The organism is Paenarthrobacter sp. NPDC056912 (assembly GCF_042786555.1).
Taxonomy (GTDB): domain Bacteria; phylum Actinomycetota; class Actinomycetes; order Actinomycetales; family Micrococcaceae; genus Arthrobacter.
The window spans coordinates 59462-71546 of the sequence record NZ_JBHUCD010000002.1; the positions used below are offsets into that span (position 1 = coordinate 59462).

Annotated in this window: 11 protein-coding genes; 6 read left to right on the forward strand and 5 right to left on the reverse strand. The window is 63.5% G+C overall.

Annotated features, from left to right (window positions below):
• Positions 1-14: 14 nt before the first annotated feature.
• From ACFRJ9_RS02265 to ACFRJ9_RS02275, 3 genes are all read right to left on the reverse strand, one after another.
• Positions 15-608, reverse strand: a complete 594-nt coding sequence (locus ACFRJ9_RS02265) for an adenylate kinase (protein ID WP_377663974.1) — start codon at positions 606-608, stop codon at positions 15-17.
• Between the two features lie 102 nt (positions 609-710).
• Positions 711-1208, reverse strand: a complete 498-nt coding sequence (locus ACFRJ9_RS02270) for an SRPBCC domain-containing protein (RefSeq protein WP_377663976.1) — start codon at positions 1206-1208, stop codon at positions 711-713.
• Complete coding sequence (locus ACFRJ9_RS02275; protein WP_377663978.1) at positions 1205-1570, reverse strand: ArsR/SmtB family transcription factor; 366 nt, start codon at positions 1568-1570, stop codon at positions 1205-1207. Before ACFRJ9_RS02275 ends, ACFRJ9_RS02270 begins: the two co-directional genes overlap by 4 nt.
• 153 nt (positions 1571-1723) lie before the next feature.
• On the opposite strand from ACFRJ9_RS02275, the gene ACFRJ9_RS02280 reads away from it, so the two are divergent.
• On the forward strand, positions 1724-4384 hold the full coding sequence (locus tag ACFRJ9_RS02280; RefSeq protein WP_377663980.1) for a Tat pathway signal sequence domain protein: 2661 nt from the start codon (positions 1724-1726) through the stop codon (positions 4382-4384).
• A gap of 149 nt (positions 4385-4533) precedes the next feature.
• On the opposite strand, the gene ACFRJ9_RS02285 is transcribed toward ACFRJ9_RS02280, so the two are convergent.
• The gene (locus ACFRJ9_RS02285) at positions 4534-5412 is read right to left on the reverse strand and encodes a MurR/RpiR family transcriptional regulator (RefSeq protein WP_377663982.1); all 879 of its coding nucleotides are present in this window, start codon (positions 5410-5412) and stop codon (positions 4534-4536) included.
• A gap of 108 nt (positions 5413-5520) precedes the next feature.
• On the opposite strand from ACFRJ9_RS02285, the gene ACFRJ9_RS02290 reads away from it, so the two are divergent.
• From ACFRJ9_RS02290 to ACFRJ9_RS02310, 5 genes are all read left to right on the forward strand, one after another.
• Positions 5521-6915 carry an MFS transporter gene (locus tag ACFRJ9_RS02290; protein WP_377663984.1) on the forward strand — a complete coding sequence of 465 codons (1395 nt, stop codon included), beginning with the start codon at positions 5521-5523 and terminating at the stop codon, positions 6913-6915.
• Positions 6916-6926: 11 nt separating this feature from the next.
• The gene (locus ACFRJ9_RS02295; RefSeq protein WP_377663986.1) at positions 6927-7400 is read left to right on the forward strand and encodes a GAF domain-containing protein; all 474 of its coding nucleotides are present in this window, start codon (positions 6927-6929) and stop codon (positions 7398-7400) included.
• Between the two features lies 1 nt (position 7401).
• Positions 7402-8637, forward strand: a complete 1236-nt coding sequence (locus ACFRJ9_RS02300) for an amidohydrolase family protein (RefSeq protein WP_377663988.1) — start codon at positions 7402-7404, stop codon at positions 8635-8637.
• A 27-nt stretch (positions 8638-8664) separates the two neighbouring features.
• Positions 8665-9141: a DUF1801 domain-containing protein gene (locus ACFRJ9_RS02305; RefSeq protein ID WP_377663990.1), complete on the forward strand. Its 477-nt coding sequence runs from the start codon at positions 8665-8667 to the stop codon at positions 9139-9141.
• A 96-nt stretch (positions 9142-9237) separates the two neighbouring features.
• Entirely contained in the window at positions 9238-9924 is a 687-nt protein-coding gene (locus ACFRJ9_RS02310; protein ID WP_377663992.1) for an SRPBCC family protein, read from the forward strand.
• Between the two features lie 93 nt (positions 9925-10017).
• On the opposite strand, the gene ACFRJ9_RS02315 is transcribed toward ACFRJ9_RS02310, so the two are convergent.
• Positions 10018-12051, reverse strand: a complete 2034-nt coding sequence (locus ACFRJ9_RS02315; protein ID WP_377663994.1) for a rhamnogalacturonan lyase — start codon at positions 12049-12051, stop codon at positions 10018-10020.
• Between the last annotated feature and the right edge of the window lie 34 nt (positions 12052-12085).

Consider the following 12085-nt stretch of genomic DNA (forward strand, 5'->3'; position numbering starts at 1 on the left):
CTGGCTGGTACCCGCTAACCCGGCAGCGCCTGGCCCGCGAGCGCCCCCTCCAGCGCAGCAATCGCGGCCTCAGTGATCGATTCGCGATCACCTGAACCATCGACAGTGAGCAGGATGCCGCGGTTTGCGTATGCCATCAACACCGGCCGAGTCTCGTCTGCGTACAGCTCCAGCCGACGCTGGATGACGGTTTCGGTGTCGTCGCTGCGGCCCTGTTCCTGGGCTCGGCGGAGCATACGGGCAACCAGCTCGTCATCCGAGGCAGTCAACGCGAGCACAACTTCCAAGGGTTGCCCCCGAACCGCAAGCATCTCGTCCAAGGCCCCGATCTGGATCACGGTCCGGGGATAGCCGTCCAACAGAAACCCCTGGGCAGCATCGGCCTCCTCCATGCGCTGCTTGAGCATGTCCGTGGTGACATGGTCCGGCACGAACTCACCCCGGTCCATGTACTCCCCGGCTTCCAGACCGAGCTCCGTCTTGTCCCGAACGTGTGCCCGGAACAGGTCCCCCGTGGAGATGGCAGGAATCCCAAAATGCCTCGCGATGTGCTCGGCCTGCGTGCCTTTGCCGGAACCCGGAGGCCCCATGATGATCAATCGCGCCATGACACTGGTCCGTTTCGAGAGGCGGCCGGGACTTAAACCATACGCCGACGACGCCGGGACGCACCCGCCGTCGTCGGCTTCTTTTTGTTGTGGGTCAAGTCGTCAGGCGTTGGCCGGCTCCGCAAGGAGGGCATCGATCTGGCCGATGCCCTGGCGAAGGCCTTCCTCCATGCCCATCTCGGACACCTTTTGGAGCTGTTCCTCCGATTCGAAGGTGGTGGACATGGTCATTCTGGTGCGGGCGCCAATCGGTTCGAGCTTGACGGTGGCATGCGCTGCTCCTTGGTGGTCCATGCGGGCGCCCTGATCGTCGGCAAATCCGTAGTCGAATTCGAGGTGGTCCGGGGCATTCACGGCGGTGAACTGCCACCAGCCACGGGCCTTTGTACCGTCCGGGGTGGTCATGTAATACGAGGCCTTCCCTCCGGGGGTGAAGTCGTGGGTCTCAAAAGTGGCCGGCACGGTGGGTGGCCCCCACCAGCGTTCGAGCTGCCGCGGGTCCTCCCAGATTCTCCAGACGCGCTTCACATCGGCATCGAACTCGGCGACAACGGTGAGGCTCAGGGCCTCAACGTCCTTGTCCACGCTGACAACTGTCATGGCAGATCCCTTTCATCATCTTCAGCGAGTATGTCCGCGATCCGGCTGGCACGTTGCCGCCAGATCATTTCGTAGTGATCCAGCAGATGGCGGGCTTTTTGCAGTCCATCATGGTTCCCCCGCACGATCTGCTCCCTCCCACGCTTCTCCTTGGTCACCAGGGAGGCCCGTTCCAGGACCGCCACGTGTTTCTGCACGGCCGCGAAACTCATGGCGTAGAGTGCCGCGAGGCCGGAGACCGAGTACTCCCCCTCCGTCACGCGGGCCATGATGTCCCGGCGGGTGGTATCTGCCAGCGCCTGGAACAAGCGGTCGAGCTCGTCGTTTTTCTCGGGTACGGGACTGAACTGATCTACAACCATTTGGTTGCACGATACGCCCGAGATGAATGAGAGTCAACGGCCCCGCGGCGCGACCAGCACCCGGCCACCCCTTGCGGCCCACCCGGCTCGCGGGTAAGTTATTGAAACGTCTCAAAGAAAGCGTTTTCCCAACCCTCTTAGGTGGACTCGAACATGACTCAGCACGCCCCGATCACCTGGATCGATGGCGCACCGCCCGCCAGTCTCAGCGGCGGCACGACGTGGGGGATGCCGTTCCAACGCGGCACCGTTCCGGACACATCCGCTCTCAGGGTCCTCGACTCCAACGGCCGGATGGTCAGGGCCCAAACCTGGCCGCTGGCCACGTGGCCCGACGGCTCGCTCAAATGGGCAGGTGTCGCGCTCGGCGCAACGGATCAGCCCGCGTCGGCCTACAGTGTCTCGCCAAACGCCACCGAAACGCACGACGGCGGCCCGGCAGTCGCCGTCGAACGCTCACCGGAAGTAACGGTCACCCAGAACGATGCGACCGTCACGGTTTCCACCGGAACCCTGGACATGGTCCTGCCACGCAACGGCGCGAGCCTGTTCAGCAAGCTGACCCGTGACGGTTCGGTAGTGGCCAGGGACGCGAAGCTCGTGAGCCTGCTCCAAAAGGACCTGGCCGAGGGCGCGGGCAGCACCACCCGTGAGGGATTCACCGGCCAAACCACCAGCGTCACCGTTGAGCAGAGCGGCCCCGTGCGCGCGGTGGTGCGGGTCGAAGGGCAGCACCGCGCCGACAACGGGGGCAAGAAATGGCTGCCCTTCACCGTCCGTTTCTACTTCTACGCCGGGGCGCGGAGCGTCCGCATGATGCATTCGTTTATTTGGGACGGCGACCCTGGACAGGACTTCCTTGCCGGGCTCGGGGTTCGGTTCACAGTCCCCCTGGCCAGTGAGCTGCATGATCGCCATGTCCGGATCGCCGGTGCCGATGGCGGCTTCCTGGCGGAGGGTGTTCGAGGACTGACCGGGCTGCGGCGCGACCCGGGCGAGGCTGTCCGCCACGCCCAGATCAATGGACAAGCCACGCCGCCGCTCAGCGAGTGGAGTCCACTGGTCTCCGAGCGCCTCCACCTCATTCCGAGCTGGAACGACTACACCTTGACCCAACTCACCGCCGACGGCTTTGAGCTGCGCAAACGCACGGCCACGGGCCACGGCTGGGTGGGCATCTCCGGCGGAACGAGGTCGGCGGGGTTCTGCTCCGTGAGCGATCTTGGGGGCGGCCTGGGCATTGGCATCCGGGATTTCTGGCAGTCGCACCCGGGCCAGTTGGACATCCGCGGTGCCGCCACAAACAACGCAACGGTCACCGCCTGGCTCTACTCCCCGGAAGCCCAGCCGATGGACCTCCGCTTCTACCACGACGGCCTGGGGCAGGACACGTTCGAGGACCAGCTTGAAGGCCTGGAAATCACGTACGAGGACTATGAGCCGGGCTTCGGAAACCCCACCGGCATCGCACGGACGCATGAACTCACCTTGTTCGCCTATGACTCCACGCCCAGCACGGAAAGCCTCGCCGCCGACGCCAAAGCCGCTTCCACTCCCCCGCTCTTGCAGCCCACGCCGGAGTACCTGCACGCGGCCGGAGTCTTCGGCGACTGGGCTCCCGTGGACCGGAGCACGCCTGCCCGGGCCGAACTGGAGGACAAGCTGGACTTCCTGTTCGACTTCTACCAGGGCCAAACGGAGCAGCGCCGCTGGTACGGGTTCTGGAATTACGGCGACGTCATGCACACCTACGACACCGACCGCCACGTCTGGCGCTACGATGTGGGCGGCTACGCCTGGGACAACTCCGAGCTCTCGCCGGACCTCTGGCTCTGGTACATGTACCTGCGTTCCGGCCGGGCCGATGTCTTCCGCTATGCCGAGGCCATGACCCGCCACACCGGCGAAGTGGATGTCTACCATCTTGGCCCCTGGCGCGGCCTGGGCTCCCGGCACAACGTGCAGCACTGGGGCTGCAGCGCCAAGCAACTGCGCATCAGCACCCCTGCTTACCGCCGTTTCTACTACTATCTGACCGCGGACGAACGCACCGGTGACCTTCTCACCGAGCTCGTGGACAGCGACCAGAACTTCCTTGGCCTGGACCCGGTCCGCAAAGTAAGGCCCGACGCCGATACCTACCGCCCGGACCGCGTCGCCCTGGGCGTCGGGCTGGGCACGGACTGGGGCTCACTCGCGGCCACGTGGCTCACGGACTGGGAACGCACGGGCAACCCCCGCTCCCGAGATCGCCTCTTGGGCACCATGGCGGACATCGGCGCCCTGAAGTTCGGCTTCCTCACGGGCGAAGCGCTGTACGACCTGGACAGAGGAAGGTTCGACGTCGGACGCGAAGCCATCAGCGTCTCGCACCTGAGTGCCGTGTTCGGTTTGGTGGAAATCTGCAGCGAACTGATCAGCCTGGTCCCGGACAAGGCCTTCGAGGAAGCGTGGATGCAGTATTGCCGGCTGTTCCTGGCCACTGCGGAAGATCAGGTTGCGGAGGTCGGTCAGCCACTGGCGGGCATCTACCTCACTCAGGCCCACAGCCGGCTCACAGCCTACGCCGCCGCGAAACTGGGGTCCCCTGAGCTGGCGGAGTCGGCGTGGGAAAGCTTTGCCGAAGGCGGGGAAAACCTGAACCACGCCGAGGCCTTCACGCTGAAGAAGATCCTGCCGCCGTTCGTGCTGCAGCCCGTGGATGAGGCCCCGACAGTCTCCACCAACGACACCGCTCAGTTCGGCCTGGCCGTCATCCAAAACCTGGCCCTCATCGGCGGTGAACTGCCCGCCGCGGAGGTCCCGGCGTCGTAAGTCCCGCCCCTTCCCGATCCTCTCTCACGTAACCACCCCTTCCCGGCAACGCTCTCTCATTGGCCTGCGAGAGGGTCTGCCTGAAGGGGCGGTTTGGTGAGAGACGGTCCGGGGAGATGGGTGGTTACCGCGCGGCTTTTTTTGGGACCCTAGGAGCTGGATCGCGGGTGCATGATCCGCATCTGGTCCCAGGTCCGCTCCGAGGCGGCAATGTTCTGGTTTGAGCGTTCGCGGTCCAAGGAGGCGAGCTCGACGGCGATCGCCTGGACCGCGGTCACCGCACCTGTCAGCGACGGGAAGAAGCCGGCACCCCCCGTGGGCACCACGATTCTATGGTCAGCGTGCACGGCCACCGGCGAACCCGCACTGTCCGTGATGGAGACAATGGGCGTGCCCAGGTTGTGGGCGATGTCGACCGCGCGCATGGTGCTGTCGTAAACCCGCCAGAGGCTGATGGCGATGACCAGATCTTCCGCGCCGAGCCGTGCGATGGCGTTGGTGAGGGCTGCGACGTCGGCATCCAAGAGCCGCACGTCATAGCCTGCGATGATCGCGTTGTGCTCCAGGGCCTTCCCCGGGATGGCGTAGCTTCCCGCGGCAACGATGAACGTTTGCCGCGCTCCGGCTATTGCCTTCGCAATCTCGTGAATTGTGTCGACGTCCAGGGTGCGCTCAAAATGGGCCAGATTCGCCCGGTCGGTGGACACCGCCGCCTGAGCAGGACTGCTGATATGGCCGTTGTGTTCGGCCGCTACTTCAACCGCGCTGAGCGAGGCCAGGAAGCGCGATCTGAGCTCGAATTGAAAGTCCGCCCACCCCTTGAATCCCAGTGTTTGCGCGGTCCTGGTCACGGTGGAGGCGTTTGAGGCGGCCACTGCCGCGATGTCGCTGACAGAGCCGTAAGAGGCCAGGCGCGGCTGGGACCGAAGGATGCCGATGACCTGCATTTGGCGTGCCGCGAGCTTGCGCCCTTGGACACGGCCGTCCAGCCACTCAGTCAACGTCGACGAGTCGAAATCTTCTTCCACCTATTGACCTACCTCACACTTTGGCCGTAACTTCGATACATCGCTTCTGCACAGATCTGTGCATATTCCTCAAAATGTACAACTTGGCCCACTTTGGCAGGAATCACCATGTCTCTCACAGCACGCTTGGATCGTCTGGCTCTCAGTCGACCACACTACAAGCTTCTCCTCATCGGCGGCCTCGGCTACTCGTTCGACGGCATGGACGGGGCAGTGGTTGCCTTCCTGCTCCCGCGTATCCAGGAACTGTGGGGCCTCAGCACCGCCTCCCTCGGACTGGTCGGCTCGGCGGCCCCCTTCGGCTTCTTCTTCGGCGCAATCCTGGCCGGCTGGATGGGCGATCGCTTTGGCCGCAAGAAGGTCATGCTGTGGGCTCTCGCCTTCTACTGCCTCATGTCGATCGTCGCGGCCATGGCCCCCAATTTCGAAATCTTCCTGATTGCACGGATCTTTGCAGGATTGGGCGCAGGCGCTGAAAGCGTGATCATCGCACCCTTCCTGTCTGAGTTCATCCCCCCGAAGCGCCGCGGCTGGTTCATCGGAACCTTGGCCGGCTTCTTCTCCTTTGGCTTCGTGGCTGCCGCACTGATCGGCCGATTCGTTGTTCCTATGGGCGAGGACGGCTGGCGCTGGGCGCAGGTCATCACCGCAGTCCCGATCCTCCTCCTGCTCTGGTGGCGCCGCAGCCTGCCGGAATCACCTCGGTACCTCATCAGCCGTGGCCGCATCGCCGAGGCAACGGAAGTGGTGGATCGATTTGAGCAGAGCGTTGTGAAGGCAACCGGGAAGCCCCTGGCGCCATTGCCGGCTGCAGAGGAAGAGATCACCAAGCACGAGCAGAAGATCAGTATCTGGAATGCCCTCAAATTCATGTGGTCCAAGGCAATGCGCCGCCGGACCGCGGTGATCTGGCTGATTTGGTTCGTGATCACGTTCTCCTACTACGGCTTCTTCTCCTGGATTCCCACCTTGCTGGTTGGCCGAGGCATCACCATCACCAAGAGCTTCGAGTTCTCAATCCTCATCTACCTGGCGCAGATCCCCGGCTACTTCTCCGCAGCCTGGTTGTGCGACAGGATCGACCGCAAGAACACCATCGCCCTTTACCTGGCAGGATCGGCCATCAGCGCCTTCTGGCTGAGCCAATCCAACGACTCCGGCATGATCCTGGTGGCCGCCGCCACGTTGTCCTTCTTCCTCAACGGCACCTACGCCGGCGTCTACGCCTACACACCGGAACTCTTCCCCACGTGGATGCGCGCCACCGGCGTTGGCCTGGCCAGCGCCGTGGGCCGTATCGGCAGCATCCTGGCACCCTCCATCATCGGCATCTTCGCAGCGTCCCTTGGCTTCGGCGGAGTATTCACCATGACCACGGTGGTGCTCACCATCGGCGTCCTGGGCGTGGTGATCTTCGGAGCCTCCACCGCCGGGAAGTCCTTGGAGGACATCAACGCCAAGGCCGAGCATGATCCGGCAGCGGCAGAATCAGCAAGCAAATGAGCGGAGTTTTCATGAAAACCGACACCACGTTCCAACGGTCATTCGATGCTCTGCAGCAGGATCCCGGAGTCATCCTCTTCACCGCCCTCCAATGGATCCCCCAACGCTCCAGCCTCAAGCGGCTGTTCACCAGCCACCCGGCGGAGTATCCGGTGGGCGGCGAGAAAACGGTGGAGATCTCACCGGGCTGGCTTGGGACCGTCATTGAGGACAAGAAGCCCTTCCTTGCTGCCGATCTGACAGCGCTGAGGGAAGTCTTTACAGACTCCGGGCTCATCCAGCAGCTGGGCTGCGGCGCCGTCATCAACGTGCCCGTCCTCGACGACGGAAACGTCGTGGGCGTGCTCGCCCTGTTGCACGCCGAAGGCAAGTACTCCCCGCAAAGTGTGACGACCGCCGTCGAGGTCGTCACCCGCAACCTGGCCGACCTCATCCAGGCCTTTGCCGCACATCCCACCGACGTCCCCGGGAAGGACACCGTCTAACATGAGCACCACCACCGAGACACAAGCCCCGCTGGTCATCCGGAACGCAAGCGTCCTGGACGTTGAGGCTGGCACCTACAGAACTGCCGACGTCGTAAGCGTTGGCGGAAAGATCAGCAGCGTCGGCCCTGACCTTGAAGCGCCTTCAGATGCGCGTGTCATCGATGGCACCGGCAAGTACGTTATTCCGGGCCTTATTGATGCCCACGTCCATGTGGTCGCCTCGAGTGCCGACTTCCGCTCGCTCACCTACACGCCCGCGTCGTACGTCTACGCGCAGACGGCCCGGATCATGGGCCAGATGCTGCGCCGCGGCTTCACCACCGTCCGCGATCTCTCCGGCGCCGACTTCGGACTCGCGATGGCGCAACAGGAAGGCCTCCTGGAGGGGCCCAAGATCCACTTCTGCGGTCACGCCCTCAGCCAGACCGGCGGGCACGGCGACATGCGGCTCCCCGGCGAGGACCATGACCCCAACGGCCGCGGATGTTGCGGGATCGGTCGCGTGGCCGATGGCGTGGACGCTGTCCGCGCTGCCGCCCGCGACGAAATCCGCAAGGGCGCACACCACATCAAGATCATGGCATCGGGCGGCGTCTCCTCCCCCACAGACCGCATTGACTCCACGCAGTACTCCATGGAAGAAATGCGTGCAGCCGTGGAAGAAGCCCAGGCCGCCAACCGCTACGTCGCCGCCCACGCTTACACTGCCCGAGCCATCAACCGGGCACTGGAAGCCGGAGTTCGTTCGATCGAACACGGCAACCTCCTGGACGATGAAAGCCTCAAGCTCTTCCTTGAGAAAGGCGCATTCCTGGTCCCCACGCTCGTTACCTACTGGGCGCTGAAGGAAGAAGGCAAGGAATTCGGGCTCACCGAAGAAATGTGGGGCAAGGTTGACTCCGTACTAACCAGTGGACTCGAAGCGATCGCCCGCGCCCACGAGGCGGGCGTCAAAATGGCCTTCGGTTCCGATCTCCTGGGCGGCATGCACCGACACCAAAACGAACAGTTCAGGCTGCTCGGCAAGGTCCAGCCGGCAATCGACGCCATCCGTTCGGCGACCACGACGGCGGCGCAACTGCTGGAGCGCGAAGGTGAACTTGGCGTGATTGCCCCGGGCGCCGACGCAGACATGCTGGTTCTGGGCGCCGACCCCGTGGCGGATATCTCCGTGCTGGCCGATATTTCCGAGCATTTGGAACACCTGATCCAGAACGGCCGGGTTATTTCGTAGGCTCCAGGGTTGCCGGATAATGTCCCCATGATCAGCAGGGAGAGCGGTAAGAACGAAACCCAAACACCGGCCACGCCGGCAGCGTTCACACTGCCGGAAGCCATGACCGGAAGGGCAAGTCCGGCGAAAGCGGCCGTTGGGGACAAACCGGTGTTCGCTTACATCGCCAGCCTGCCACAGCCGCAGCGGGGCGTCGCCGAGGCCGTGGATGCCCTGGCGGCAAAGACACTGTCCAACCTCCAGCGCTCCGTGAAGTGGGGCATGGCGTACTACGGCGTTGGTGACGGGTGGTGCTTCAGCAGCGGCGGCTTTGCCCGCCACGTCAAGCTCATGTTCATCAATGGTGCGGCCCTCCAGCCCGTGCCGCCGGTGACACCTGTAGGGATGGGTAAGTCAACGCGGGGCGTGGAGCTCGAAACCTTGGACGACGTGGATGAACGCCAGCTCGCGGACTGGATGAAACAAGTCACGTCCGTGCCGGGTGTTGGGGGCAAGAAGCGCTGACGTTTGGGTTACCTGCCAAGGCCTATGACTATCCTCTAAAAAGCTCGATACTGTAAGTATGCTTATCAATATCGAGTCGAGCAGGAGGAGGACATTGTGACCACGAAAGTGAACAAGACAATCATGGTCAACGTTCCGGTCAGTACGGCCTACAGCCAATGGACCAGGTTCGAGGAATTTCCGCACTTCATGGGCGGAGTTGAACGTGTGACGCGGCTCAGCGAGGACCGGCTGGAATGGGTGGCCGAAATGGCGGGCGTCCACCGGCGCTGGGAAGCCAAGATCATTCAGCAGGACCCCGACCGGGCTGTGGCCTGGGCCGCCGTCGACGGTGCCAAGAACGCGGGATGGGTGGAGTTCAAGGAAGCCGGCCCCAGCCAGACGTCCCTGCACCTGTCCCTGGAATACGAACCCCACGGCGTTCTGGAATTCCTGGGAGACAAGTTGCACGTTGTTGAAAGGCAGGCCGAGTCAGACTTGAAGAAGTTCAAAGAGTACATCGAGAAGCAGGCGCCGGAAACCACATCTACGGAGACCGCCGCCGGTCTTGCCAGCACCGCGGAGCCGTCTCCGGCCTCCGCCCTTGCAGCCTCATCGGATTCGCCACCGATCATTGATCCCGTCACCCACCAATTCGACCAAACGAACGGTCTGGCAGACATGGACGGCGACTCCGATGGGACCGCTGACAGCGACTCCCGCAGCGCCGCCGAGCGGAAAGAAGAAGAGGGCCGCGGCGAGGGCTTCATCCCGCCGATGGGTGGCATGCCCGGACAGCGCTGACTTCTTAACCCAAGTAACCACAGTGCAGCCCGGGGTCAACACGACCCGGGCGGCACCGTGATTACTAAGGCGCGGTGTGGTTACTAGGGGGCGCTACTTCCCGCTGCCGGCATAGACGACGGCGGGAATCGCCGGTGTCTGCATACCCTCGCCGATGAAGAAGCTCGGGTGCGGCGGCTGGTTGTAGGCGACGTTTTCGCGCGCCACCGCTGTGCGGTAAACGGTGTCATGCATCAGTGTCCGCAGGCGGACCTCGGTGGGAGCGGTGGTGGTGTAGATCCGCAGCTCGGTGCTATCGGTGGACGGCCACGCGATTTCTTCGCGCCAGTCACCCAGAATGTCTGCCTGGATAGATGGATTGCCCTTGGTGGTGTTATTGCTGCGGGCACCCTCCGCCGTCAGGAGCCGGTCGCTGGTTTCCGTTTCCCAGTTCCATTTGGAGATGGTGGGAACGCCGCGGGAGACGGTGGCGTCGTAGTCGTGGTCCACGATTTCGCGGAGCAGGTCACCGTCCCACCATGCCAGGAAGTTGGCGGCCGGGATCTTCTCGGCGATCAGCTCGCCCTTGGCGGACATCAACTGGCCAACGGGTGAATCCCACGCAGCGGTGCCGCCGATGGCCCACCCTTCAGCTCCTGCGTAACGGGGATCGATGTCTCCAGCTGCACCACGCCCCGTGTCCTTGATGGCCGGAATGCTCCAGAGGACCTCGCCTGTCGCGGCGTCGCGGAAGGTTGCTCCGCGGTTGCCGCTCTGGCTCATGCTCTCGTGGACGGCGAACGTCTCCAGTCCAGGCCTGGACGGATCGAGGTCGCCGGTGTGGATCGCATCGCCATGACCGAGCTTGGTGTTGTACAGCGGGCGACCGTTGTCGTCGATGGTCATCGAACCGAAGACGAACTCGTCCTTGCCATCCTGGTCCACATCGGCAACGGACAGGTTGTGGTTACCCTGGCCCTTGTACTCGTCACCGGCAAGGTTGGAGTCGAAAGTCCAGCGTTTCACGAGCTTGCCGCTGACGAGGTCGTACGTCACCAGAACAGTACGGGTATAGTAGCCGCGGCTAAACATCATGGACGGGTGCTCGCCGTCCAGATACGCCACGGCGGCCAGGAAGCGGTCCACACGGTTGCCGTAGTTATCGCCCCAGCCGGTGACAGCGCCGCGCTCGGGCTCGTAGGTCACCGTGTCCATCATGGTGCCGGTTTCGCCTTTAAACACGGTCAGGAATTCGGGGCCGGACAGGACGTAACCTGCACTGTTGCGGTAGTCGGCGTCGGAGTTTCCAATCACGGTACCTGCAGCGTCGCGAGTGCCGTCGGCGGTCTTGAGGGAAACCTCAGCCTTGCCATCGCCGTCGAAGTCGTACGCCAGAACCTGTGTGTAGTGTGCGCCGGCGCGGATGTTGCGGCCCAGGTCGATGCGCCACAACTTGGTCCCGTCCAGCTTGTACGCATCCACGTACACGTTGCCCGTATAGCCGGACTGCGAATTGTCCTTCGCGTTGGACGGGGACCAGGTCTGAATGACCTCGTACTTGCCGTCGCCGTCGAGGTCCGCGACGGTCGCGTCGTTGGCGGAGTAGGTGTACGGCTTGCCATCCGGTGTTACACCGTCCGCCGGTTTGTCCAGCTTGATGGCCAGGTAGTTCTGCGCCAGCGGCGTGACGGATTCGGTCAGCTTGTCCTGGCCCTGGCCGTTCCCAACGGTCTTGATGACATAGCTCGACTGCGCCGTGCCGTCCGGGTCCACGAACATGGTGGCATTGCGGATGGGTTGCTTTGTGATGTTGATGCCGTCGCGCAGAACCTGGAAGCCGATGCTGTCCTTGTCCAGGCCGAGCATTCTCCAGCTCACAGTGACGCCCTGATCCGTCAGGACGGCCACGGGTGCGCGGTCCAGGTTTTCCACCTGGCGCTTGGCTGTGGAGGAATTCTTGACGGAAGGCACGACGCCGGGGACGCCCGCTTGCGCTGCCTGCGGGAGGTGGGCGGGGGCTGCTTGAGCGAGCGGGACGCCGGTCAGCGCGATTGCTGCGGCGGCGAGTGAAGCAGAAGCGGCCAGCGGGACGGCCTTCCACGCGCGGCCACGGTTACTGCGGTAGGAACATTTCGAGGGGTGAGCCAAAGAACATCTCCTTTGATGCTGAGCGGCAGGGGAT